The sequence below is a fragment of the Couchioplanes azureus genome, assembly GCF_014648355.1.
GTDB lineage: Bacteria > Actinomycetota > Actinomycetes > Mycobacteriales > Micromonosporaceae > Actinoplanes > Actinoplanes azureus.
The window spans coordinates 35846-60469 of record NZ_BMQY01000016.1 but is presented as its reverse complement, the minus strand read 5'-3'; the positions used below and the strand labels follow the sequence as shown (position 1 = coordinate 60469).

At 69.3% G+C, this 24624-nt stretch carries 27 protein-coding genes; 8 read left to right on the top strand and 19 right to left on the bottom strand.

Annotated elements, in window-relative coordinates:
- Positions 1-28: 28 nt before the first annotated feature.
- A complete protein-coding gene (locus IEY99_RS32510; RefSeq protein ID WP_189207946.1) occupies positions 29-889 on the bottom strand; it encodes an SDR family oxidoreductase in 861 nt (286 codons plus the stop codon).
- A 283-nt stretch (positions 890-1172) separates the two neighbouring features.
- Between IEY99_RS32510 and zwf the strand changes: the two genes are divergently transcribed.
- Positions 1173-2675, top strand: a complete 1503-nt coding sequence (zwf, locus tag IEY99_RS32505; protein ID WP_189207945.1) for a glucose-6-phosphate dehydrogenase — start codon at positions 1173-1175, stop codon at positions 2673-2675.
- A gap of 34 nt (positions 2676-2709) precedes the next feature.
- On the opposite strand, the gene IEY99_RS32500 is transcribed toward zwf, so the two are convergent.
- Positions 2710-3471, bottom strand: coding sequence for a TetR/AcrR family transcriptional regulator (locus tag IEY99_RS32500; RefSeq protein WP_189207944.1), 762 nt, complete (start codon positions 3469-3471; stop codon positions 2710-2712).
- A 542-nt stretch (positions 3472-4013) separates the two neighbouring features.
- On the opposite strand from IEY99_RS32500, the gene IEY99_RS32495 reads away from it, so the two are divergent.
- From IEY99_RS32495 to IEY99_RS32475, 5 genes are all read left to right on the top strand, one after another.
- Positions 4014-4424 (top strand): enediyne antibiotic chromoprotein, encoded by a 411-nt coding sequence (locus IEY99_RS32495; protein ID WP_189207943.1) that lies wholly within the window; start codon positions 4014-4016, stop codon positions 4422-4424.
- Between the two features lie 304 nt (positions 4425-4728).
- On the top strand, positions 4729-5619 hold the full coding sequence (locus IEY99_RS32490; protein ID WP_189207942.1) for an NmrA/HSCARG family protein: 891 nt from the start codon (positions 4729-4731) through the stop codon (positions 5617-5619).
- 132 nt (positions 5620-5751) lie between these two features.
- Positions 5752-6528: a TetR/AcrR family transcriptional regulator gene (locus IEY99_RS32485; RefSeq protein ID WP_189207941.1), complete on the top strand. Its 777-nt coding sequence runs from the start codon at positions 5752-5754 to the stop codon at positions 6526-6528.
- 93 nt (positions 6529-6621) lie between these two features.
- Positions 6622-7602, top strand: coding sequence for an ATP-binding cassette domain-containing protein (locus IEY99_RS32480; RefSeq protein WP_189207940.1), 981 nt, complete (start codon positions 6622-6624; stop codon positions 7600-7602).
- Positions 7599-8423 carry an ABC transporter permease gene (locus tag IEY99_RS32475; RefSeq protein WP_189207939.1) on the top strand — a complete coding sequence of 275 codons (825 nt, stop codon included), beginning with the start codon at positions 7599-7601 and terminating at the stop codon, positions 8421-8423. The genes IEY99_RS32480 and IEY99_RS32475 overlap by 4 nt, the downstream gene beginning before the upstream one ends.
- Positions 8424-8510: 87 nt before the next feature.
- Here IEY99_RS32475 and IEY99_RS32470 read toward each other — a convergent pair whose 3' ends face one another.
- From IEY99_RS32470 to IEY99_RS32390, 17 genes are all read right to left on the bottom strand, one after another.
- Positions 8511-9200, bottom strand: a complete 690-nt coding sequence (locus IEY99_RS32470; protein WP_308427107.1) for a TetR/AcrR family transcriptional regulator — start codon at positions 9198-9200, stop codon at positions 8511-8513.
- Between the two features lie 188 nt (positions 9201-9388).
- On the bottom strand, positions 9389-10822 hold the full coding sequence (locus IEY99_RS32465) for a UbiD family decarboxylase (protein WP_189207937.1): 1434 nt from the start codon (positions 10820-10822) through the stop codon (positions 9389-9391).
- Positions 10819-11523: a beta/alpha barrel domain-containing protein gene (locus tag IEY99_RS32460; RefSeq protein WP_189207936.1), complete on the bottom strand. Its 705-nt coding sequence runs from the start codon at positions 11521-11523 to the stop codon at positions 10819-10821. Before IEY99_RS32460 ends, IEY99_RS32465 begins: the two co-directional genes overlap by 4 nt.
- Positions 11520-12197 carry a phosphoribosylanthranilate isomerase gene (locus IEY99_RS32455; RefSeq protein ID WP_189207935.1) on the bottom strand — a complete coding sequence of 226 codons (678 nt, stop codon included), beginning with the start codon at positions 12195-12197 and terminating at the stop codon, positions 11520-11522. Before IEY99_RS32455 ends, IEY99_RS32460 begins: the two co-directional genes overlap by 4 nt.
- The gene (locus IEY99_RS32450) at positions 12194-12877 is read right to left on the bottom strand and encodes a transglutaminase-like domain-containing protein (protein ID WP_189207934.1); all 684 of its coding nucleotides are present in this window, start codon (positions 12875-12877) and stop codon (positions 12194-12196) included. The genes IEY99_RS32455 and IEY99_RS32450 overlap by 4 nt, the downstream gene beginning before the upstream one ends.
- A 43-nt stretch (positions 12878-12920) precedes the next feature.
- Positions 12921-14057: an acyl-CoA dehydrogenase family protein gene (locus tag IEY99_RS32445; RefSeq protein ID WP_229799467.1), complete on the bottom strand. Its 1137-nt coding sequence runs from the start codon at positions 14055-14057 to the stop codon at positions 12921-12923.
- A 12-nt stretch (positions 14058-14069) separates the two neighbouring features.
- Entirely contained in the window at positions 14070-14444 is a 375-nt protein-coding gene (locus tag IEY99_RS32440; RefSeq protein ID WP_189207933.1) for an ectoine synthase, read from the bottom strand.
- Positions 14445-14453: 9 nt separating this feature from the next.
- A complete protein-coding gene (trpA, locus tag IEY99_RS32435) occupies positions 14454-15254 on the bottom strand; it encodes a tryptophan synthase subunit alpha (RefSeq protein ID WP_189207932.1) in 801 nt (266 codons plus the stop codon).
- Entirely contained in the window at positions 15247-16230 is a 984-nt protein-coding gene (locus IEY99_RS32430) for a hypothetical protein (RefSeq protein WP_189207964.1), read from the bottom strand. Before IEY99_RS32430 ends, trpA begins: the two co-directional genes overlap by 8 nt.
- Positions 16231-16290: 60 nt before the next feature.
- Positions 16291-16572, bottom strand: coding sequence for an acyl carrier protein (locus IEY99_RS32425; RefSeq protein ID WP_229799466.1), 282 nt, complete (start codon positions 16570-16572; stop codon positions 16291-16293).
- Positions 16569-18017 carry an AMP-binding protein gene (locus IEY99_RS32420; protein ID WP_189207931.1) on the bottom strand — a complete coding sequence of 483 codons (1449 nt, stop codon included), beginning with the start codon at positions 18015-18017 and terminating at the stop codon, positions 16569-16571. The genes IEY99_RS32425 and IEY99_RS32420 overlap by 4 nt, the downstream gene beginning before the upstream one ends.
- Positions 18018-18061: 44 nt before the next feature.
- On the bottom strand, positions 18062-18838 hold the full coding sequence (locus IEY99_RS32415) for a cyclase family protein (RefSeq protein WP_189207930.1): 777 nt from the start codon (positions 18836-18838) through the stop codon (positions 18062-18064).
- 140 nt (positions 18839-18978) lie between these two features.
- Positions 18979-19413 carry an ester cyclase gene (locus IEY99_RS32410; RefSeq protein ID WP_189207929.1) on the bottom strand — a complete coding sequence of 145 codons (435 nt, stop codon included), beginning with the start codon at positions 19411-19413 and terminating at the stop codon, positions 18979-18981.
- Positions 19414-19457: 44 nt separating this feature from the next.
- On the bottom strand, positions 19458-19715 hold the full coding sequence (locus IEY99_RS32405; protein ID WP_189207928.1) for an acyl carrier protein: 258 nt from the start codon (positions 19713-19715) through the stop codon (positions 19458-19460).
- A gap of 25 nt (positions 19716-19740) precedes the next feature.
- A complete protein-coding gene (locus IEY99_RS32400; protein WP_189207927.1) occupies positions 19741-20961 on the bottom strand; it encodes a ketosynthase chain-length factor in 1221 nt (406 codons plus the stop codon).
- Entirely contained in the window at positions 20961-22229 is a 1269-nt protein-coding gene (locus IEY99_RS32395) for a beta-ketoacyl-[acyl-carrier-protein] synthase family protein (RefSeq protein ID WP_189207926.1), read from the bottom strand. The genes IEY99_RS32400 and IEY99_RS32395 overlap by 1 nt, the downstream gene beginning before the upstream one ends.
- Positions 22226-22594: an antibiotic biosynthesis monooxygenase family protein gene (locus IEY99_RS32390; protein ID WP_189207925.1), complete on the bottom strand. Its 369-nt coding sequence runs from the start codon at positions 22592-22594 to the stop codon at positions 22226-22228. The genes IEY99_RS32395 and IEY99_RS32390 overlap by 4 nt, the downstream gene beginning before the upstream one ends.
- Before the next feature lie 231 nt (positions 22595-22825).
- Here IEY99_RS32390 and fabG point away from each other — a divergent pair, with 231 nt between their 5' ends.
- Together fabG and IEY99_RS32380 are read left to right on the top strand one after the other, a co-directional pair.
- Positions 22826-23611: a 3-oxoacyl-ACP reductase FabG gene (gene fabG, locus IEY99_RS32385; protein WP_189207924.1), complete on the top strand. Its 786-nt coding sequence runs from the start codon at positions 22826-22828 to the stop codon at positions 23609-23611.
- A 28-nt stretch (positions 23612-23639) separates the two neighbouring features.
- Positions 23640-24596, top strand: coding sequence for an aromatase/cyclase (locus tag IEY99_RS32380; RefSeq protein WP_189207923.1), 957 nt, complete (start codon positions 23640-23642; stop codon positions 24594-24596).
- Positions 24597-24624 lie beyond the last annotated feature (28 nt).

Below are 24624 nucleotides of genomic sequence, written 5' to 3'. Positions count from 1 at the left end.
CAGACAAAACGCGTACGGCCAGAGAGCATCAACGGAATGAGTCGGCGTGCTCGAACGCCCACTGCGCCAGGGTGCGGCCGGGACGGCCGGTGACCTGCTCGACGACCGGGCTGACCGTCGGCGGGTGGGCTTCGAAGTGCTTGTAGTGGCCCATGATCTCGTCGACCAGCTCGGGCGGCATTCCCTGTCCGATCCAGTCCTGACGAGCCTGCTCGGGGGTCAGTTCCTCGAAGGCGATGTCGATCCCGGTGCCCACCGCGATGGACCGGACCTGGTCGCGCTCGGTAAGTGCCTGCGGACCGGTCAGTTCGTACTTGGCTCCGGCGTGGCCGTCCTCGGTCAGTGCGGCGACCGCCACGGCGGCGATGTCGGCCTCGTGCACGGGCGCGCCCAGAACATCGGGGAACCCGCAGCGCACCTTCTTCTCCGCCCGGATCGACTGTCCCCAGCTGTAGATCTTGTTGGTGGCGAACTCGCCCGGCCGCAGCATCGTCCAGTCCAGCGACGAGGCTTCCACGGACTCCTCGGCGAGCCGGTGATGCTCGTCGTGGCCGTACATGACGGCGTTGGACGACAGGAGCACGATCCGTCGTACACCGGCCTTCTCGGCCACCGCCGGCACGTCAGTGGTCACCTTCGCCTCGGTGAAGGACTGCCCGGACTGGTCGGGGTAGGCCAGCGGGAACAGGAACAGACTCTCCACACCCCGGAGCACCTCCTGCAGCCTGTCGAGATCGTTCAGATCGCCCTGCAGGACCTCCACGCCAGCGGGTACTCGTGCCCGGGACGGGTCGCGGGTCAGTGCCCGGACCTGGGCCCCGCGTCGGGCCAGCAGGTCGACCACGTTGCGGCCGACATTTCCGGTCGCCCCAGTCACCAAGATCGTCATGTTTCCTCCTTGCACCACGGGTCGGATGCCTGGTCGGACACTCGCAGCGCGTGCTAAGGGATCGCTCTAGCTTCACTGGCAGATGGTTGCTTCCCGGCCGTCACCAGCCCCGGGACAGAGGACTAGGCAGTCATAGCTCGCAGAGCAGACAGAACGATCCGCCGAGCGCCGGGGTCACGCGCGAAGGTGCGCCGCCGGGTGGCCGTAGCGCTTTCCCAGCGCGCGTTGAGGACGCCTTCTTAGCTTCGCGGAAGCAGCCCTCGACGGAAGCGACGGAGACACCATGACGGGCACCCTGCTCGCACCCTCAGATACCACGGCGCGTACGGCGCATGCCCTGCCCACCGCCATCGTGATGTTCGGTGCCTCCGGCGACCTCGCCCGGCGGGAGCTGTTCCCTGCGCTGATCAACCTGTTCCGACAGGGACGGCTCCCGGAACAGTCGTTGGTGATCGGCGTCGGGCGCAGCCCGCTGGACGACGAGACGCTGCGCGAGCGGATCCGCGGCTGGCTGCCCTCGGCGGAGTCGCAGTGGCTCGGACGCATCCGCTACCTGCGGGGCGGCTACGACGATCCGGCCACGTACGCCGGCCTGGCAACCATGCTGGCCGACCACGCCTCCCAATTGCCGGTACCCGCCGACCGCCTGTACTACCTGTCCACCCCGGCGCAGGCATTCGAGCCGGTCATCGGCCACCTCGCCGCCGCCGGACTGAACCGGGCGGTCGCCGGGGGACACACCCGCATAGTGATCGAGAAGCCGTTCGGCCAGGACGAAACTTCCGCTCAGCGGCTCGACGCGGTGCTGCACCGCGCCTTCGATGAGAGCCAGGTGTACCGCATCGACCACTACCTCGGGAAAGACGCCGTCCAGAACATTCTCACGCTGCGCTTCGCCAACGCCGCGTTTCAGCCGATGTGGCACCGCTCGTGGGTGGACAACGTGCAGATCACGGTCTCCGAAACGGTGGGAGTGAACGATCGGGGCGGCTTCTACGAGACCGCTGGCGCCGCCCGTGACATGCTGCAGAATCACGTTCTGCAGCTCCTTGCGCTCACCATGATGGAGCCGCCTGCATCGCTGTCCAGCGAGGCGATCCGGGACGAGAAGGTGCGTCTCCTCGAGGCGGTCCGGCTGGCCGGTCCCGCCGAGCTGGACCGGCTCTGCGTTCGGGGCCAGTACGGTCCCGCACCGGAGGGCAGCACCACACCGGGGTATCTCCAGGAACCGAACGTCGACCCGGCCAGCCGTACCGAGACGTACGCGGCGTTACGGCTCGAGGTCGACAACCCCCGGTGGTCCGGCGTGCCCGTCTACGTACGTACGGGCAAGTGCCTACCACGGCGCATGGCCGAGGTGGTCCTGCAGTTGCGGCGACCGCAGCATCTCCCGTTCGCCTTCGGTCATGTGCTCGACGACGCCCCGGAAGCGCTGGTGCTTCGTATCCAGCCCGATCCGGGGCTCCGGTTGCGCTTCGCCGCCAAGCGTCCCGGGCACCAGCTGTCGAGTCAGCCGGCCGAGATGACGTTCTCCTACCCGGCGCAGACACAGGCCGGCGTTCCTCAGGCGTACGAACGGCTGCTCCACGACGCACTGGTTGGTGACCCGAGCCTGTTCGTCCGCAGCGACGAGGTTCGGCAGAGCTGGCGGATCGTCGATCCGGTGGTGCGCTCGTGGGCGGCTTCGAGCACACCCGTACCCAGCTATCCCGCCGGCTCCTGGGGACCTGTCGAGGCCGACCGGTTGCTCACCCGCGAAGGACGGCGCTGGCACGACGACCGGTAACCGCACCTACCGGCTACCGGCTACCGGCCGGGAGCTAGTTGATGAGCATCGCGAGACCGTCAAGGACGCGGGCGAGCCCGAAGTGATAGGCGTCGTCGGGAGCGCAGGCGCTGCGCCGCGCTGCGCCGACGGCTGTTCCGATGCGTACGGCGGTGGGGTAGGCGGCCGGGTCGAACGCCGGAGCGGGCTCGGAGTCGCTGGCCGCGAGCCGTCGCCCGCCGTGCAGAGCCGTACTGAGCAGCTGGGAGGGCGCGCTGCTCGCGGCGCAGAAGGCCGCCCGGACGAAGGTGAGCAGGTACGTCAGCGCGGCATCGGTAGTGATGTCGTCCAGGCCCAGCCCGGTGAAGGCGGACAGCTCGTATTCGTACTTGGCCAGGAAGCCCGGTCCCGGCGCGGCCGCCCGGGCGGGGGAGAGCTCGACCATCCACGGGTGCGACTCGAGCACGTCACGGTTCTGCTGCGCGATGGCGGTCAGGCGGGTGCGCCAGCAGTCCGGGTCCAGCGCCGGCCGAGGCATGCGCAGATAGACGGTATCGAGCATGTGGTCGAGGAGTTCCGCCTTACCGGGTACGTACGTGTACAGGGTCATGGGCGTGACGCGGAGCGCGTTGGCGACGGTACGCATGCTGAGACCGTCGAGCCCGGCCTCGTTGGCGACCTGTAGCGCAGCATCGACGACCTGATCGAGGTTGATCGTCGGCTTTCGTCCCCGCCCGGACCGTTGCACTTCCCGGGTGCGCCACAGCAGGGCGAGAGTATGAGCAGGATCTGACTTCACGCTGTTATGTCCGGACATACGGTCCCCCGCCGTTCCTTCATCGATGTGCGGTACACCCCAAGGATCCTCGGCACCGCGTGACAGCATTCGGCTGCGACCCTTCCATCAGGCTGCACCACGGCGCGAGCATCCCGACCACGACGCCGGCCCGGGTCCACTGCGGAGCGCGGGGGGTACCGGCGCATCGGTGGTGCTTCGGCCTCCTCGCGCCGATGTTCGCAGACGACGTCGACTCCGCCGTGCGAGCCGAATCCTCAATCCGCTAATCGGAAAGCGGTAGTGATTGCCTCAAGTCACACTTGGAACTCCTTGGCGCCGCTTGTCGCCCCTTGGTTTATGCCGTACCGTACGACGTACGCCAGCGGGTTGAGATGGGCCCGGGGATCCACGGCGGGGAACCTGAATGAAAGCTGTCGGTCATCGCTGCTCTCCATCGCCAGGCGCATTCTCAACCACGTTGACGAGCCAGTCGGCATCATTGCCGGCGCCAGTTTCACGGCCACCCGGCCACGGACAAATGGAGGTAGTCACCCGTGTATGCAACTCGCACACTTCGTGTCGTGGGCACCGCACTCGCCGCCCTCGCCATCGGTATGGGCGTCGCTGCCTCGCCGGCGTCCGCGGCGGCTCCTCAGGTGACGGTCGACCCGGCCCAGGCCCTGCAGGACGGTCAGTCCGTGACGGTGGCCGGATCCGGCTTCGCCGCAGGTGCGGAGCTGTTCGTGGGCCAGTGCAAGAGCGTTTCGGAGTCGATCTGCAACGCCGGGGACGTCGCTGTCGTGGCAGCCGACGAGCAGGGTTCTTTCTCCCTGACCCTCACCGTACGCCGCGCCTACGAGGGTGTGGACGTGGCAACCAACCAGCCGGCGGGCACCGTGGACTGCAGCGGTGATGCCAAGTGCGTCATCACCGTGGGCGACTCGACGACCTGGGCCGAACCCGTCGCGCTGAGCTTTTCCTCGTCGCTGTGAAATCGCTTTCCTGATTTTAAAATCCGCACTGCCGACTGGGTCGTGTCACTGTTGCAAGGACGATTCTGTCTGTAACGCGCCGGGCCGATTCGAGCTTCGCGGATAAGAGCTTGATTGTCGGGACGGGTGTCACCGGCAGTGGTGCGGTGCCGGCGCTGATGCCGTCGGCACCGCCCACCGTCCGGCTCGACGGCGGCATTCACCAGCCTGTCGGCGCCATGCGAGACGGCTGCGATGTTCACACTGGCCGACCTGCTTGCCGTCATCCAGGGTGTATCACCATCTACCCGTGAAGGGAATCACCATGACCGATCAAGGCCGCATCATCCTGGTGACCGGCGCGACCGGGCTCCAGGGCGGCGCCACCGCCCGAGCCCTGCTGTCCCGAGGTTGGCGCGTGCGGGCGATGACCCGCGACCTCACGTCCGAGTCGGCGCAGCGATTGGCGGCTGACGGCGCCGAGCTGATCCAGGCCGACCTGAATGACGAGCACGCGCTCGCTCAGGCGATGACAGGCGCATACGGCGTGTTCAGCGTGCAGACGTTCATGACCGCGGCCGGGCTCGGCGGCGAGGTGCGGCAAGGAAAGGCGGTCGCGCGCGCGGCCAAGAAGGCGGGCGTCGCGCACGTCGTGTACACCTCCGTCGGCGGCGCCGACCGCACGAGCGGGGTTCCGCACTTCGACAGCAAGTGGGCCATCGAGCGCGAGCTCGCGGATCTCGGCGTACCGACCACCGTCCTGCGGCCCACCTTCTTCATGGACAACTTCGCCGCACACGGCCCGGAGGTGGTCGAGGGGGAGCTGGTGCTCCGGCTGGCGCTCGAGCCGGACACGCGTGTGCAGCTCATCGCCACCGAAGACATCGGTGCCGTCGCTGCGGAGGCGTTCGGCGATCCGGAGCGCTACATCGGCCGTGCCGTGGAGCTGGCCGGCGACGAGCTCACCGCTACCGAGATCGCGCAGACCCTCGGCCGGGCGGCAGGACTTCCCGGCCGGTTCGAACAGCTGTCCCTGGCGGATGTCGCGGGGAACCCGTACATCCCGTACAGCCACGAGATCGCGCTGATGTTCGAATGGTTCCAGAAGGCCGGCTACCGCGCCGATGTGCCGGCTCTGCGCGCGCAGCACCCGCAGCTGAAGACCTTCGCGAGCTGGTTGCAGGCGATCGACTGGAAGGTGGCCGCGCGGGTCTAGACGTCGCGGGCCCATCGGACTGGCGAGCCTCACTGCTCGATCGGCGAAGTTCGCGCAGTGCGACCCTCTCAACCCGAGACCGTACACAGTACGGTAGGGCATACGTCAGGGCGATGCGAAGGCGAGGTTTCGATGGGCGTGGACAACGCCAGTGGCGGACCGGCGGGAAGCCTGGCACTGCTGTGGGGGCTGCATGGCCGGCAGCGGCGCCGGGGCAGGTCCGACATCAGCGTCGAAAGAATTGTTGCGGTGGCGATCGAGGTCGCCGATGCCGAAGGGCTGGCGGCAGTGTCCATGCGCCGGATCGCCGAGGCGGTCGGCGTGGCGACGATGTCGCTCTACAGCTACGTGCCGGGGAAGAACGAACTGGTCGATCTCATGCTGGACCACGCCTACGGCGAGATGTCGCGCCCGAACGAGGTGCCAGGCGGGTGGCGGGCGAAACTGGAGCTCGTCGCCCGGGAGAGCTGGCGCTTGTACCGCCGTCACCCGTGGATTCTGCAGATCCCCAACGGACGCGTGCCGTTGGGCCCGAACGCCGTGGCGAAGTACGACTACGAGCTGCGGACCGTCGACGGCATCGGGTTGAGCGAGATCGAGATGGACTCGGTCGTCAATCTCATGGTCGCCCACGTGGAGAGCGCGGCCCGCCGGTGGTTCGAGGCGTCGCAGGTGGAGCAGAACAGCGGCATGACCGACCAGCAGTGGTGGGCGGTCAACGGCCCGCTGCTGCGCAACATCATCGACGAATCCCGCTTCCCGCACGCCGCGCGGGTCGGCGCCGTGACCGGCGAGGCGTATGGCAGCGCCTACGAGCCGGAGCAGGCCTTCGAATTCGGCCTCGGCCGTGTTCTGGACGGCATTGAAGTGCTGGTGGAGCAGCGGGCGGTCAGTGCCCGGCTCCCTTGATGAACATCCATGCGAAGGGGCTAGCGTACTGCGTACGGTATGGTGTACGTTAGGCTTCTGTGAAGATGCGGCAGTTCCCTGGAAGGGGTCGAAGTGCAATCCAGTGATCTCGCGGTGGTGGCGGAAGGACTGCGCAAGCGCTATGGCGACAAGAACGCTTTGGACGGCTTCAACCTGACGGTGCCGCAGGGCACGGTGTGTGGCCTGCTCGGTCCCAACGGTGCCGGCAAGACCACGTCCGTGCGCATCCTGTCCACTCTGCTGCGCCTTGACGGCGGAGTTGCCCGGGTGGCCGGTTACGACGTGGCCAAGCAGCCGGACAAGGTGCGCAGCCGGATCGGGCTGGTGGGCCAGAACGCCGCAGTGGACGAGGTCCTCAGCGGGAAGCAGAACCTGATCATGTTCGGCCGGCTGTTCCACCTCAATGCCCGGCAGGCCCGGCAGCGAGCCGACGAACTCCTGCAGCAGTTCGGCCTGGCGGACACCGGCAGTAAGCCGGTCAAGGCGTACTCCGGAGGCATGCGGCGGCGGCTCGACCTCGCAGCCAGCATGATCCTGGCGCCGGCCGTGCTGTTCCTCGACGAGCCGACGGTGGGTCTCGACCCGCGTAGCCGCAACGAGGTCTGGCAGGCGGTCCGCGATCTGGTCAGTGTCGGTACCACCGTGCTGCTCACCACGCAGTACCTCGACGAGGCCGACCAGCTCGCCTCCCAGATCAATGTCATCGATCAAGGCCGGGTCATCGCCGAGGGGAGCCCCACGGAGCTCAAGGCGCAGCTCGGAGGGGACCGCATCGACATCGTCGTGCGTGACGCGCACGAGCTGCCGAGTGCGGCTCAGGCGTTGAGCCAGCTGGCGGACGCCCGGGCCGTTATCGACGAGGACAACCGCCAGGTGAGCGTCCAGGTGAACAATCGCCGGCTCGCGCTCGCCGAGGTCGTCCGGACGCTGGACGAGATGGGCGTCGCCATCAATGACCTGGCGTTGCGTCGCCCCACCCTGGACGAGGTGTTCCTGCACCTCACCGGCAACCGCACGCCCGTACAGAAGTCCGCAGAGAAGGTGAACTCTTGAGCATCGCCAGCCCGAGCCTCACCCCTGTCGCCGGCGGCCGGCTCCGTTGGGTCCTCGCCGACAGCGTCACCCTCACCGGACGCGCCTTCCAGCACTGGATGCGCAACCCCGGTCCCGTCATCTTCTCGCTCGTGTTCAACGTGCTCATCGTGCTGATGTTCGTCTACCTGTTCGGCGGCGCCATGCAGGTGCCCGGCGGCGGGGAGTACCGCGACTTCCTGATGCCGGGCATGTTCACGATGACCATGTTGTTCGGTATCGGGCTGACCACGATCGCGGTGACCAGCGACGTCGACCGCGGGGTCACCGACAGGTTCCGGTCCATGCCCATGGCGTCGTCCGCGGTGCTCATCGGCCGGGCCGCGGCGGACATGTTCTTCTCGGTCCTCACGCTCGCGGTCATGGTCGTCGCCGGCCTGGTCATCGGCTGGGAGGCACACGGCTCCACCGGTGACACGTTGCAGGCCTTCGGGCTGATCCTGCTTCTGCGCTTCGCGCTGATCTGGGTCGGCATCTACCTCGGTCTGGCCCTCCAGGGCGAAGCGGTGACCGGTGTGCAGACACTCGAGTTCCCGCTCGGGTTCCTGTCCAGCGCTTTCGTGTCGCCGGACACCATGCCCGGCTGGCTCGGGACGGTCGCGGAGTGGAATCCGCTGTCGTCCACGGTGACCGCAGCCCGGACCCTCTTCCAGAATCCAGGCGTGGTGGGCGACTCGTGGGTCGTCGAGAACGCCGTCCTCATGGCGGTGATCTGGCCCTTGGCCATCATCGCCGTGTTCTTCCCCCTTGCGGTCAGCACGTACCGCAACCTGAGCCGCTGACCGGGCGCCGGTAACACCGGCTCCTGCGGCGGCCGCCCGGTGCGGGACGATATCCCCCGTTATCGTCCCGCACCGTTCGGCGGTTGGTCAGGACTTGCCCGGCCTGTCATCCTCGCGGTCCGTGTTGCGCCGCACGAACACCTCGATGCCCTCCAGGATTCGCTGCAGGCCGAACTCGAAATTGTGCGCGGCGTCGTGTGCCGTCCCGTGCGCCATCCCGACGGCCTGGCCAACGGCCGCGGCCATCGGGAAGCGGTTGACGTCCATGACCTTCATCAGCATGACGCTGTTCGCCTGCCACCACTGGTCATCGGTCATGCCGGTGCTCTGCTCGGCGCTGACCGCCTCGTGGGCGCGCCGGGCGGCACCCTCGGCATGGCCGAGAACCAGGCTCACCACGCTGTCCATCTCGATCTCACTGAGGCCGATGTCAGCGACGGCACGTAGCTCATAGTCGTACTTGAGCAGGGCATTCGGCCCCAGCGACGGCCGGGCGGTGCCGACCTGCAGCATCCAGGGGTGCCGACGGTAAAGATTCCAGTTCTCTCGCGCCACCTGCTCCAGCCGCGCGCGCCAGCCGCCCGCCTGCTCCGCCGGCTTGGCCGTCTCCCCGTACACCGTGTCGAGCATGAGATCGATCAGCTCGGCCTTGCCGGGCACATAGGTGTAGAGCGACATCGTGCCGACACCGATCTGCTCGGCGACCCGCCGCATGGACAGGGCGGCGAGACCCTCGGCGTCGGCCAGGTCGATGGCGGCGCCGACGATGCCGTCCACGCTGAGATCCGACCGCCCGCTGCGCCCGACCTTCTCGTGGGTGCGCCACAGCAGCGCTAGGCTGCGGGCCGGGTCTCCACCACCACTGAACTCGATAGTCATCGCAGCCGGATAGTATCCGATTGCCGGGCGGTCCGGTCAGAGCCGGGCGGCGCGGCCGCGCCGCCGACAGGCCGCTGACCAGCACTTTATCGTCGCCATGTCGGCAGCGCCACAGGGAAACTGCGCGTCACGGTCGCCCGTAGGGGCAGTGGGACCGTGGCGTCGACAACCGTCCGTCGATCCCGCCCGCCGCGTTCGCCCGCCCAGGCGTCGCTCTGCGAGGGATCCATCGGCAGGGGGCGGAAGCCGGCGAAGCTCCGAGCATCCGCGGCAAGGTTGGCGCGCGTGGTCATCGCCCACAGCACGTCCTCGGGCGCGCTGATGTCCACGTCCTCATCCACCATGACGATCGTCTTGAGGAAGGGGTGCATCTCGAAGATCCGCCACGCGAGGCGGCCGAGCCGTCGTTCGGCCGCGGGCGTGGGTTTACGGACGCTCATGACGAGCAGCAGCATGCCGCCGCCCGCCGGCGCGAAATGCAGGTCGGCGATCAGCGCCCAGTCGGCATGGTCGATACCCGACAGGATCACAGACAGCTCACCGGCCATACCGAGGATCACCGACTGCTCACGTCCTGGGCCGATCACCGCCTCGTACACCGAGGACCGGCGGCTGGTCATCCCCGTCACCGTCACCACGGGCACGCTCCGATGGGCGGTGCCGTCGTACCCGAGGAACTCCGGCAACGACGTGCCGCCGTCGGGTCGTTCGTCCGCCGTGGTGTCGTCCAGGTAGCCCTCGATCACGATCTCGGTCTCGGCCAGCACCGGCGTCGGCTGGGTCCGGGCCGGCGCAAGCGTGATCGGCACACCGGCCAGCGCGCCGGCGAGGCCGAGCTTGCTGATTCCCGCCGGGAGGAAGCGGGACGCCACCGCGGAGGCGATCACCGCAGCGGGCGGGGCACCGATGTTGATCGATACGGGCAGCCGCTCACCACGCCGCAGCGCAGACTCGTGCAGGGCTCGGAGCTCCCGCCCCGGGACCATCCAGATCGTGAGCCGGTCGGGGCCGAGAATCAGCATCCGGTGGGTGGACATCGCCGTCGCGCCGGTAGCCGGGTCCGTCGCGAGCACCAGCCCCATCGTCACGAACGGCCCGGCATCCCGCCCGGTCGTGCGCAGCGCCGGCAGTTCCTGCAGAGCGGTGCCATGGTCGCGCTGCTGGCACGCGGCACCGCGTCGGCGCAGGTGCGGCTCGCGGACGGAGGTGAGCATCTCGCGCACGGTGTCCACGGTGACCCTGCCCGGCAGGCCGGGCAGCCAGCCGGCCACCCTCGCCGCGTCGCCGTAGAGGCCGAGCAGGACGGGGAACGGCGAGTCGGGTGCCGCGTCGTAGAGCGCCACGTCCTCCGGCCGCGACCACGGGGTGGCCGGAATGCCGGCGTACCGGGTGGCGAAGTGCGCAGCCACCCCGTCAAGGTCCACCGCGGTGTGCCGGTGCACCCGGCCGGGGGTGCGCCGGCGCAGGTCGGCGAGCGCCGCCCGGACCGACAACCCCGGCGCTGCGGATCGCGCGCTCACCGCGGCGTCCGGGCCCGGCGGTGACGGTCGACCTCCGTGAGCCAATCCGCCGGATCGATGGCGCCGAGCAGGCCGGTGCCGACCAGCAGACCGGCGTAGCCGAGGTCCAGCAACTCCGCCGCGTCGGCCGGTGCCGTGATCCCGCTCGCGCTGACCGGGCAGGCCGTCCCGGTTGCCCGGACGGTGGGCAGCAGCTGCCGGCTCCGGTCGAGATCGGCGGCGCCGCGTTCCCGGGTGCCGATGTCCTTGTTGTTGACCGCCACGACACAGTGCTCGCCGAGGTGCACGGCGGCCGCCTCCGCCGCGTCCGCCACCTCCACGAAGGGTGTCAGCCCCAGCTCCAACGCCGCCTCGGTGAGGTGAGCCAGCGTGTCCCGCGGCAGCAGGCGGGCGGTGAGCAGCACGGCCGACACGCCGAGGCGGCGGGCGGCCACCAGCTGCGAACGCCGGGTGAGGAAGTCTTTCTGCAGTACTGGCCGGACGGTCAGCGCAAGGACCTCCCGCAGCAGGTCGATGGAGCCGCCGAACCAACGGCCGGTGACGACCGACAGGCACGGCGCGCCGGCGTCGTGGAACGCCGCGACCAGGTCCGCCACCCGGCGGTCGCCCAGCAGGTCCGTACCGTCACCGGTACTCCGCTTGACCTCCATCACGACCGGCCGGGCGGCGGCTCGGAGGGCGGCGGCGAAGTCGTCACTCACCGCGGCACCACCGTTGGCGCGGCGCGCCACGTACGGACGATGTCCGTGATCCGCCCGCGGTCGAGCCGGCCGGCGGTGTCCCGCGCGCCGGTGTCGACGTCGACACCGTGGAACAGCGGATGCCCCGCCACAGGCTCGTGCGTACCGAGCCGTGCGTCGATGCCGCCGGCCAGCAGGAATGGCGCGCCGCACCGGTCGGCCAGCGCCAGCACCTGGTCGGCGGCCACCCGTCGGCCGGTGCTGCCGAGCCGGCCGTCTCCGGTCGCGGCGTCGATCAGGAACAGATCTGTGCCGGCCCGCAGGTACGCGTCGATGAGGCCCAGTTCCGGGCAGCCTTCCGGCCCGACGTGCAGAACCTTGACCACGGTCACCTCCGCGTGCGCCTTGACGGCCCGCACGACGCCCGGCGGCTGGTAGCCGTGCAGTTGGACCATGGGCACCGCGCTGGTCCGGATGAGGTCGCCGAGTCGCCGCGCATCACGCAGCAAGGTGACCAGGACCGCTTGTAGGCCCAGCGCCGCGGCCGTCCCGGCCAGCGTGACGAGACGATCCATGGGCAACTCCGCATGACCGCCGTCGACGCCGTGCCACAGACCGACCAGGTCGGCGCCGCCCGCGGCGACCGTCGCGACGTCGTCGGCGCTCACCGCGCCGCACACCTTGACGGCGGTCACCCGGCCACATCCGCCTCGAGCGACCCCGGCCGCAGCCGAACGCGGCTGCCGAACAGACCGGGGTGCGCCGCGCGCAGGTCCCCGATCACGAACTCGTACGGCAGGTCGTCGAACTCGCCGTGCTCGCGCAGGAATTCCATGTGGCGGCGTCCGGTCTGGTCGTACGGGTGGTGCACGCTGTCGGCGAGCCCGTCGAACTCCAGCGGAGCCATGCCGTACAACCTGCACAGCGTCCGGTTGAACACCGGCGTGGCCCGTATCCACCGGCCGTCCAGCCGCACCGAGGTGAGGCAGTGCTGGTGGAAGACGTCACCGCCCAGATGCGTCTTGAGCCGCGGCGACGCCAGATGGTTGCGCACATCGGTCAGAACCAGCCGGCTGGGCAGGCCGATGGCCCTCAGGCAGGCGGCGTACAAGACCGACTTGTGCAGGCACATGCCGGTGCCGGACGCGGCGATCCGGCTGGCCCGCATCCCGTCCCGGGACAGGTCGGCGTCGTAGATCTCGTATCGGATCCGGTCGCGCACCCGGTAGTACAGCCAGACCGCACGCTCGCGCGGGGTCGCCTCCTGGTCCCCGGGGATCCCGGCCATGAATGCCTGGACCTCCGTGGCGTGGAAGTCCAGGAACTCCGTCGCGCGCAGGCCCGAGTCGGCCGTTGCGGTGTCGTGCTTTGACATCTGGGGTCCTCGGTTCTCCGGCTCCGCCTCCGGCGAAGCGCGCTTACAGACCCAGCATCGACGCGATGCGGTTGCGCTGGATCTCGGACGTCCCGGAGTAGATGGTTCCGGCGACCGCGTCGCGGAGGTCCTTCTCCAAGCCGTACTCCGTGGTGTAGCCGTTGCCGCCGAAGATCTGCACGGCCGCCAGTGCGGACGCGACATTGCCCTCGCTGGACAGCAGCTTGCCGATGGCGACGTCGGTGGTGATGTTCTCGCCTCGCAGGGACCGCTCGGCCGTGGCGAACAACCACGAGCGGGCGGTCTCGAGCTGGATCTTCATGTCGACCAGCTTGTGGGCGACGGCCTGGAAGGATCCGATGGCCTGCCCGAACTGGCGCCGGGTGCGGGCGTACTCCAGGCAGCGGTCCAGCCGGTGCTGCATCTCGCCTGTCTTGATGACGAACGAGCAGAGGATCTCCCACTGCATGACGTGGTCCAGGACGAGGAAACCACCCCCGACCCGGCCGATCACGTGGGAGGCGGGTATCCGGCAGTCGTCGAGGAACAGCTCGCACAGCGGCGACGTGCGCAGCCCCATCTTGGCGATCGGCTGGCCGCGGACGAGACCGGGAGTGTCCGCCGGAACCAGAAAGGCGGTGATTCCCAGCGGGCCCGCGTCCGGGTGGGTGCGCGCGTACACCACCACCATGTCGGCCACCGGACCGTTGCTCACGAACGCCTTGCTTCCGTTCAGGACGAAGTGGTCGCCGTCGCGAATGGCCCGGGTCCGCATGGCCAAGGCGTCCGATCCGCTGTCCGGTTCGGTGATCGCATGCGCACCGATCGCCGTGCCTGCGCTCACTGCCGGCAGGTACTCGGCCTTCAGCCGCGCGGAACCGAACCGCTGCAGCGCCACGCCGGTGCTCACCATGTGTGTGGAGACGGAGAAGCTCAGGCCGGCGTCACGGCAGCCCTCACCGAGGCCTTCGAGCACGTACATCGTGGTCAGCAGGTTCTGGCCAAGCCCGCCGTACCGCTCGTCCACGGCCAGGCCGAGGACACCGGTGTCCGCCACCAGTTTCCAGGCCTCCGCGGGAAACCGGGCGGCCGCGTCCCGCTCGAGGTGCCCCTCGTTCACCGCCGGCAGGCAGGCGGCGAGGCCGGCCCTGAGCGCCTTCTGCTCCTCCGTCCACATCATCAGAATCGCCGGTCAGTACTGCGAGAAGCCGTCGCCGTCGAGGTTGTGCCGCTCGTCGCCCTGCAGCGCGGGGGAGAAGACACAGACCAGGCGCAGGTCCTCCTCCGGGGAGGCGACCAGGAAGTGCGGGTCGTGAGCATCGAGGGCGTAGAGAACACCCGGCTCGAGCGCGTGCGAGTTGCCGTCGATGTCGACCACCTCGCCGCGGCCTTCGATGCAGTAGCAGGCTTCCAGGTGCCGCCGGTACTCGAGCCGGCTCTTGGTCCCGGCGGTCACCGTGGTGTCGGTGATGGTGAAGCCGAGCCCGTCCGCCGCGAGCAGGAACCGCCTGCTCGTGCCATTGCCCCAGTCGACGTTCGGAACCTTGTCCCAGGAACGGATGATCATCTGTGTCTCCTATCGGGTGGATGTGCTGTCGCTGCGGAGCTCGCCGATGAACCGGCTGAGCGTGTCTGTGACGTCGCGCTGCTGCGCCGTGGCCTGTTCCAGCCGGGCGACGGCCGCGCTGCCGACCACCGCGGCGTCCGCTCCGGTCGCAGCCACGGCAGCGAGGTCGGCGGCGGATCGGACACCGAAGCCGACCGCGATCGGTGCGGAGGCCCGTGCCCGAAGACGGCTGACGACGTCGGAGAGGCCGGCGTAGCCGTGAGCGGCGACGGTGCCGCTGCGGCCGTACGTCGCCACCAGGTAGGTGTAGGCGGTCGCCAGCGCCGCGTCCCCGATGACCTCATCACGAGAGTTCGCGTAGCAGGTGGTGACCACCGGGACGGCGGCTCGCTCGGCGGCCTTCAGGTAGTCGGTGCGCAGTACCGGCGGCAGGGCGTGCACCAGCAGAGCGTCTGCGCCCGAGTCGGCTACCTTCAGCAGGAAAGCCGGCTCGCGCAGTGGGCGGACGGTGTAGCTCCAGTCGGCCAGTAGGACGATCCGCAGGTTGCGCAGACGGCCGCGGACACCGGACACGAAGCTCAGGACGTCATCCAGGCCTGTACCGCGAGCCAGCGCCCTGGCCGCGGACCGGCGGATGACCGGCCCGTCGGTGACCGAATCCGGGAACGGCACCGCCAGCTCCAGGCAGTCGACACCGGACTCGTCCAGCATCAGCGCCACGTCGGTGAGCTGGTCCAGTGGTGGATCGCCGGCGTTGAGGAACAGGGCCAGGCCGGGCCCGTCGGCGCGCCGGGGAAAGAACTCAGCCACGGGTCGACACCGCCAGGGCACCGTTGGCTGTGCGGAGCCGGTCGAGCAGGCTGCGCACCGCGCCGTCACGCATCGCGGCCTCGGCCTCGGCCATCGCGACGGACCAGCTCGTCGCTTTCCCGGACGCCAGTACGAGCGCCGCGGCGTTGAGGCAGACCGTCTGCGTGGCGACTTTGCCGGCCCGGCCGGACACCACGGTGGTGAAGTGATCGACCAGCGCGTCGTCGGCGTGTACCGGCGCCAGCTCGCTGAGGTCGCCGGGCAGCAGGCCGAGCTGGGCGTGGCCCACCCGTACGTCCTCCCCACCGTCATTGGGATGGATGACGTTGTCGGCGAAGCTGAGCAACTCGTCGACGCCGTGGTCGTTGGCGACCAGCCAGGTGCGGCAGCCGTGGCGGCGCGCCGCCACGGCCCGCAGGGTCGGCAGCATCCTCCGGTCGGAAACGCCCGTCACCTGGGCAGTCACGGGCACGTCGGCCAGGAACGGGCCAATGGTGTTGATGAAACGACCGAGCGTGCGCAGGGGCACCGGGAACAGTGTCCGGGCGAGCAACCGCAGCTCGCGGGGGTAGACGAAATCGCCGGCGAAGGCGATGCCGTGTCGCTGCAGGCCGTCGACCATCGACGCGGAGGACGTCGCCGGTCGGATGCCGAGGCGTTCCAGCAGATCGATCGAACCGTGCCGGCTCGTGTAGGCCCGGGAACCGGTCTTGATGACCCGGATGCCCAGGGCCGCCGCCACCAGGGCCGCCGCCGTGGAGATGTTGAAGGTCGACGGCCCCCCGCCGGTTCCTACGACGTTGACGGTGTCGGGCAGAGCCCGAGTCTGCTCGGGCCGGCGTTCGGCGAGGGACAGCAGAAAACAGTCGAGCTGTTCGGCGGCGGGCATCCGCGTCGACAGCGACGCCAGCAGCGCGACCGCGTCCGCCTGGGTGATGCGTCCGCCGTCGAGCTGGTTCCAGAACGAACGCCACATCCTGAGGTCGACCCGGCGGTCCCCGTTAACCAGCGCAGCGACGGCTTCATGCACGGCTTCTCACTCCCGCCCTCGGTCGGGGGCGACCGCGACGAACTCGGCGATCGTCGAGACGGACCGGAAGCTCTCCGGGGCGAGATCGATGTCGTCGGCGCTGATCTCGAAGCGGTGCTCCAGCCAGGCGATCACCTTGAGCAGTCCGAGACTGTCGAGGACGCCACCGCCGATCAGGTCGTAGTCGCTCGCAAGCCCGTCGGCGCGCACGTCCGGCAGGAATTCCTCGACGATGAACTGCTTGATGGCCAGCTCGTGATTCAACTCGGCTCCCTTGTTGATGGTCATGACGACTCCCGGACACCGACGAAGGTCCGGTCGACCTTCCCGGTCGAGGTCCGGGGGAGTGGCTCGTCGGTGATGCGGAGGGTGGCGGGGATCGCGGTCGGTGACAGGGAAGCCGCACAGTGCCGCCGCAGCACCAAGCTGTCGAGCGTGCTGTCCGGGGTACGCCGTAACACTGCGTGCAGGCTCCGGCCGAGGTTCGGGTCCGGGACGACGATGACGGCCGCCTCGATCACGTCCGGGTGTTCGAGCAGGACTCGTTCGACTTCCTGGGTGTTGACGCGGGTACCGCGGATCTTCACCTGGAAGTCGGTGCGTCCCTCGAGGGTCAGCTCCCCATCGGGGTGCCGGCGCACCAGGTCGCCGCTGCGGAAGAAGCGGCGGTCCGGGTATGCGCCGTTCGGTACGCACCCGAAGCGGTCGCCGGCGGTCCCGCCCAGGTAGTCCTCGGCCTGGAACGGGGTGGACACGTACAGCTCGCCCGTTCCCGGTCCGGTCAGCAGGGTGCCGTCGGCGTTCACGACCACGGCTGTCACGCCCGGTAGGGGGTTGCCCAGCGGGACCGGGCCGTCGGGCAGCCGGGCCGGATCAACCTCGTACATCAGGCTGTCGTTGGTCTCGGTGCATCCGTAGACGTTCCAGATCCGCGCGTGGGGGAACAGCGAGGGCAGTTCGCCGAGGTAGCGGCGCGGGAGCGTGTCGCCGGTGAAGATGACGTGCTCGGGGTCGGTGAAGGACGAGCCCTGCTGCGCCTCGACGACGAGCCGGTAGAACAGCGGCACCGCCTGCACGACATGTACCCGGTTGCGGCGCATCAGCTCGACCAGGTGCGGCGGGTGCAAGGCCTGCGCCGGGTCGACCAGGACGACGCGCCCGCCGTACCGCAGGGTGGCCCAGACATCCAGCAGGCACAGGTCGAAGTTGAGCGGCGCGTAGTTCAGCACGCTACGGCCAGGGCCCAGGTCGAACTGCTCGTGTGCCCACCGGGTGAACCGGTCGACTGCGCCGTCCGGCAGCGGCACGATCTTCGGTGTTCCCGTCGAGCCGGAGGTGGTCAACATGAACGAGACCTCGCCCGCCGGAGCCTCGGCCCCGGGTGGCCGGTGCAGGCGCCGGTCCGCGTCGGGGGAGACCAGGAGAGCGCAGCCCGCCTGGCGGGCGAGACTCTGCTGCACCTCGGGTGGAGTGGTGGGCGCGAGCAGCAGGAAACGGCGCCCGTCGAGCAGGCAGGCGACGATGAGGGCGATGCCGTGGGGAGACTTCTCGGCCAGCAGCGCGACGGGATCGGCCGCGCCGTCGGTCAGCGCCGCCAGCCGGTCACGCTGTTGCTGAGCGAGCTGGTGCAGCCGGCCGTAGCTGATCTCCTCCTGGCGCCAGACCAGGGCGGGCGCGTCCGGACGGCGTCGTGCGTGCGCGACAAACGCTTCGATCAGGGTGACCTGCGGCATTACCTCTCCGTTCCTCACCGCGGGCATGCGGATTGCCGCCGCCGCTAGTCCTCGAGTAGGGCGACTGCCCGGGTCCAGCCCGCACCAGCGCCGGTGATCTTCACGGGGAAGCAGCAGACCTGGAACCCGTACGCCGGAAGAAGGGACAGATTCGCCAGGCGTTCGATCTGGCAGTACTCGCGGTGCCGCCCTGCGAAGTGCGCCGGCCACAGCACCGAGCGGTCGCCGGTGCGCCGGTAGCGCTCGAGGATGTCGTTGAACGGCGCATCAAGGCTGAATGCGTCCGTACCGATCACCCGGACTCCCAGGTCGAGCAACAGGTGCACGGCGGACGCGTCCAGGCCGACGAAGTCGGTGAAGTACGCCGGGGTGCCGGCCCGGTCCTGTGCCCCGGTGTTCAGCAGCACGATCTCGCCGTCGCGCGGGGTGTGCCCGATGCGGGCGAACTCCTTCTCGACGTCTGCGGCTCCCACCACGCCCGTGCCGTAGCCGGTCAGGTCCAGCACGACGCCGGGATTGAGGAACCACTCCAGCGGCATCTCGTCGATGTGCCGGGGCGTGCCGTCACCGTAGGTGGTGCGGGACCCGTAATGCGACGGTGCGTCGACGTGGGTGCCGGTGTGACTGGTCAGGCTGAGCCGGTCCAGGGAGAGGAACTCGCCGTCCGGAAGGACGTCCGGGTCGAACTCCAGTCCGAAGTGGCTCCGCATCTCCGACTGCATGTGCAGCGCGCCCTGGCGGGGGGTCAGTACGTTGTGCTCGATCGGATCGGGTTCATACGCCGCGGCGTCGATGGCCGAGGACAGATCGATCAGGCGCACGGAAGCCTCCTCAAGGCGGGACTCGTTCAGCGTGGGCGGTGGTCCTCAAGGACGGGTGGGAACCGGGCTCGGCGCCGGCTGTCCTGCCGCGGTCGAACTCGGCCGGACAGTCGCACGTCATCACCGTGCGCGGGCGCGCGTCACTCCCGCCAGCCGGCCGGCTCCGGCCACGGGTCGCCGAGCTGCCGGTAGGTGCCCTGGTAGTCGGGCCAGTCACGGTGATCGCGAATCTTGCCGTCGACCAGCCGGATGAGGTGGATCTGCTCGCCGGAGAACCGCCGGCCGGTCGGCGCCATGCCGACCAGGTCGCCGACGTGGCGGCCGTACAGCACGAGGTACGCCCGCACCCAGTCGCCGCGCTGTTCCATGCGCACTTCCTCCAGGTGCACCTCCTCCGAGAAGGTCATCCGCAGCCACTTGACCGCCATTGCGAAGGCCTCGGGCCCGCGCAGGTCCATGTGCTCCAGGGAGGCGGGGTTGAGGTACTCGGGGTGGATGTACTCGTCCACGTCGTCGGTGTTGCCGGTGTTGTAGGCGTCGACCATCCGGCGGACGACATCGATGTGGTTGCTCACCGTGGTGCTCCTCTTGGTCGTTAACGGGCTCGGGGCGGCACTCGTCAGGAAACGTGCACGAGCGCGCGGTTCGTCAGGTCGATCAGGGCCCGCGGGGTACGCGCCTCGACGACGGCCTCGTCGTCGAGCCGGGCGTCGAACTGCCGCTGGATCCGGCCCGCGGTCTCCAGCAGCGCCAGCGAGTCGTATCCGAGATCGGCGAAGTCGACGTCGAGGATGTCGCCGTTGAGGTCGACCCCTTCGTCCTCTCCGGCGCACTCGAGCAGAATCTTCCGGAGCCCGTCGAGAGTCAGCTGTGTCATGTCTTCTCCTGTTCGTGCGCTTGGGCTATCTGACTGCCGGGGCCGCGATCACCATGGCGGCGTTGAACCCGTTCCGGCCTCGGGCCAGGACCAGCGCGTGTGAGATGGCCATCGGCCGCGGCTCGAGCACCAGGTCGATCTCGTGCCTCGCGCAGAGCCGCGTCACGTTGGCCGTCGGCGGTACGAGTGAGTGCCGGATGGCCAGCAGCGCGGTAGCGAGATCCAGGGCCGCCCCACCGGCGCCCAGGCGACCGGTCATCGTCTTCGGCGCGGTCACCGGGACGCCGTACGGTCCGAACAGTTCGCGCAGCGTGGCCGATTCGGCGTCGTCCGCGGCCGGCTCCCCGGCCGCGTCGGCGAAAACGACGTCGACGTCCGCGGGCGTCAGGCCTGCGTCCGCCAGGGCCAGCTCGGCGGCCCGGCGCAGATTGGGCGGCGCGCCGGAGCCGGGCGCCGGATCGAACGTGGCGGCGTACCCGGCGATCTCGCCATACCAGGACCGCACGCCGCGGGCCTGTGCCGCCGTCTTCGACTCGACCACCAGCAGGGCCCCGCCCTCGCCGGGGACATGTCCGTCGGCGTCCTCGTCGAACGGCAGGAACGCGCGTGCCGGGTCTTGTCGGGTGCTGAGGCCACCGCCCGCGAGGTGCGCCACCCATCCCCAGGGGCAGGGCGATCCGTCGACCCCACCAGTGATCATGACCGGTTGGTCACCGCGTACGTACCGGCGGGCCTGTCCGACCGCGTCGAGGCCGCCGGCCTCGTCGGTGACCAACACCCCGCTCGGCCCGCGGGCGCCATGCCGGATGGAGATCTGACCCGTGTTGACGGCATAGAACCAGGCGAACGACTGGTAGGCGCTGACATGCTCGGGACCCTTGCTCCACAGCTTGTGCAGCTCGTGGTGCCCGAACTCGAACCCGCCGGCGGTGCTGGCCGTGACGACACCCACGTCGAAGCCGCCGAGGGAGTCCGCGCCGACCCCGGCGTCCCGCAACGCCATGTCGGCTGCTGCGAGCGCCATCCGCGTCATGTGGTCGGTCTGCGGCAACAGCCGGCTCGGTAGGTACGCGGACGCGTCGAAGCCGTCGACTTCGCCGGCCAGCTTGCTGGCGTACTGCTCCGCGTCGAACCGGGTGATCTGGCGGATTCCGCTGCGCCGCCCGATGATGCTGTTCCAGTGCTCGTCCGCGTCGAGACCGGTCGGTGCGATGACGCCCATGCCGGTGACCACTGCCGCCGTCATCACGGCTCCATCCGGTCGGGGCTGGTCAGCACCATGGCGCTCTGGAAGCCGCCGAAGCCGCTGCCGACGCTCAGCACGGTGTCGACGCGGTGCTCGCGGGCCTTGAGCGGGACGTAGTCCAGGTCGCATTCCGGATCCGGCTCGTGCAGGTTCGCGGTCGGCGGCACCAGGTTGTTCTGCATCGCCAGCACACATGCGGCGATCTCCAGCGAGCCGATGGCGCCCAGCGAGTGGCCGATCATCGACTTGATGGAACTCACCGGCACCTCGTACGCGTGGGCGCCGAGGCTGCGTTTGAACGCCGCCGTCTCGTGCCGATCGTTCTGCCGGGTGCCCGAGCCGTGCGCGTTGACGTAGTCGATCGCGGTCGGGGCGACGCCGGCCCGGCCGAGTGCGACCCGGATGGCTTCCGCCATCTCCGCGCCGTCCGGCCGCAGGCCGGTCATGTGGAAGGCGTTCGAGCGGGTGGCGAAGCCGGAGAGCTCCGCGTACACGTGAGCGCCGCGAGCCCGGGCATGGTTGAGCTCCTCGAGAACGAACACCGCGCAGCCCTCACCGAGGACGAATCCGTTGCGGGACCGGTCGAACGGCCGCGAGGCGGTCGCCGGCTCGTCGTTGCGCGGTGTGGTGGCCTTGATCGCGTCGAAGCACGCCACCGTGATCGGTGAGATGGGAGCGTCGGTCGCGCCGGCGATCATGACGTCGGCCGCACCGTCCCGGATCAGGTCCGCCGCCCGTCCGACGGCGTCCAGCCCGGACGTGCATCCGGTGGACACCAGCGACACCGGGCCTTGAGCATCGACGTCCCAGGCCACCTCGGCGGCGATCGAGCTGGGTACGAAGTAGTCGAACAGATGCGCCACCGCGTACCGGGGGTCGACGAGCCAGAGCCGCCCGCCGTCGCTGACCACCTTGTACTCGTCTTCCAAGCTCATCGTGCAGCCGACCGCGCTGCCGATCACCACGCCGGTGCGCGCCGGATCCACGGCGCCGGGCAGCAGTCCGCTGTCCTGCACGGACTCCCGGGCGGAGACCACCGCGAACTGCGTGGCGCGGTCCATCCGCCGGATCTGCTGGGGCGTCAGGCCCTCGCGCTGCGGCTCGAAATTGCATTCCGCCGCTATCTGGGACCTAAACGGCGCCGGGTCGAAGGAAGAAATGGTACGGGTCGCCGTGCGACCCGTCGAAAGCAGATCCCAGAAACGTTTTTTCCCAATGGCGTCGGGCGCGACCACTCCGATACCCGTGATCGCCGCAGAACGATTCACTTCACACCCTCACGTCGGTCCGCCTCCGGGGCGCGCTGATCCACCGACTGGTGCTGGCACACCTCGTACAGGTTCGGATCGCTGGTGCTGATGGCCCGCAGGGCAGCGGCGTGCGGGCCGAAGTCCGGGTGTGCCACCGCCTGGCGCAGGGAGGAAGCGTCGCGCCACTGGGCGATGTTCACGTAGGCGCCCGGCTGGTCCACGTGCCGGACGAGGGTGTGGCGCACGAAGCCCGGCTGACGGGCGAAGTACGCGGAGGTGTCCGCGAATATGCGCTCGAAGTGTTCTGGCTGTGCCTGCACGGTGAAGCGGTTGACGAAGACAACTCCCTCGCCGCCGGTGACCGGGATATCCCGATCCGCCATGTCGATTTCCTCCTCGTCCCACCTTTGGCCGTACGGCCCGCCCGGCCATTCCCGCAACAACCGTGGGACGCGGTTCTAGGAAATTACTCAAGAACGAATTGACCAGGAAATCGCCCCGACGCGGTCAAGCGGATCTTGAGTGACCCCTGTCAGCGTGGTTCGCACCATCCCTCGGCGCGGCACGCCGGACTCTCCTGGTGACCGCGGCGCCGGAACGCGTCAGGAGGTCAGATGTCAGGACCGGCACAGCAGGTCGCGATCGTCACCGGAGCCACCAGCGGTATCGGCCTTGCCGTCGCAGAGCTCCTCGCGGAGGCCGGAACGCGGGTCTTCATATGTGCCCGTACCGCCGAGTCGGTCACGCAGACCGTCAAGGAGCTCACCGGGCGAGGCCTGGACGTGGACGGCCAGGTCTGCGACGTACGCTCCACCGCCCAGGTACGTAGCCTGGCGGCGGCCGCGGCGGAACGTTTCGGCCCGGTGGACATCCTGGTCAACAATGCCGGGCGCAGCGGTGGCGGTGCCACCGCCCACATCACCGACGAGCTGTGGCTCGACGTGATGGAGACCAACCTCAACAGTGTCTTCCGGGTGACCCGCGAGGTTCTCACTACCGGCGGGATGCTCGACAAGGGATACGGCCGGATCATCAACATCGCTTCCACCGGCGGCAAGCAGGGCGTGGTGTACGGGGCCCCGTACTCGGCGTCCAAGCACGGGGTGGTCGGGTTCACCAAGGCGCTGGGCCTGGAGCTGGCGGGCGGCGGCATCACGGTCAACGCGGTGTGCCCCGGCTATGTCGAGACGCCGATGGCCCAGCGGGTACGCGAGGGCTACGCCGAGTTCTGGAAGACCACCGAGGCAGCCATCCTGGAGAAGTTCGAGGCCAAGATCCCGCTCGGGCGGTACGCGACGCCGCAGGAGGTGGCGGCGTTCGTCGGCTACCTTGCCTCGCCCGCCGCGGCCTCGATCACCGCGCAGGCGCTCAACGTCTGCGGCGGCCTCGGCAACTACTAGCCCGGCCCGGGCCAAGGAGGAATGGACCATGACTAGTTCCGCGTCACATGAGCTGACCCACGAGATCGACGTGGATGCTCCGCCGCAGCGGGTCTTCGACCTGATCCGCGCGGTGACCACATGGCCGCAGGTGTTCCCGCCGTCGGTGCACGTCGAGCACCTCGAACGGAGCGACACCGACGAGCGCATCCGGATCTGGGCCACCGCCAACGGCGAGGTGAAGAGCTGGACGTCGCGTCGGGAACTCGACCCGGACGGTCTGCGGGTGCGCTTCCGCCAGGAGGTGTCCCAGCACCCGGTGGCCGCCATGGGCGGGGAGTGGATCGTGCGCCGCCGGCCGGACGGTGGCTCCCACGTCACGCTGCTGCACGACTTCCGCGCCGTCGACGACAGCCCCGAGCACCTCGACTGGATTCGCCGGGCGGTGGACCGCAACAGCACGTCGGAACTGGCCTCGCTGCGCCTCGCCGCGGAACAGCACGACGAGCGCGGCGCGCTGGCCCTGACGTTCGACGACACGGTACGGGTGCGCAGTAGCGCCCAAGACATGTACGAGTTCATCCACGACGCGGCGCGCTGGCCGGAACGGATCGCCCACGTGGCCCGGGTCGAGCTCACCGAGCTGATGGCCGGCGTGCAGCGGATGGAGATGGACACCACGATCGCCGACGGGTCCACGCACACCACGGAGTCGATCCGTGTCTGCCTGCCGTTCGACACCATCGCGTACAAGCAGCTGCGGCCGCCGGCCTTGATGTCGGTGCACACCGGTTGCTGGAAGTTCACGCCGGACGGCGACGGCGCGGTGGTGACGTCCACGCACAGCGTCGTGCTCATCCCGTCGGCGGTACCGCGGGTGCTCGGTGAGTCGGCCACCATCGACGAGGCGAGAGACTTCGTGCGCAAGGCGCTGAGCCGGAACAGCACGGCCACCATCCACCACGCCGACGAGTACATCCAGGCCCAGCGCGGCGCGCGGGTGTAGCCGGCGACGGACGACCGAGGCGGCCCAC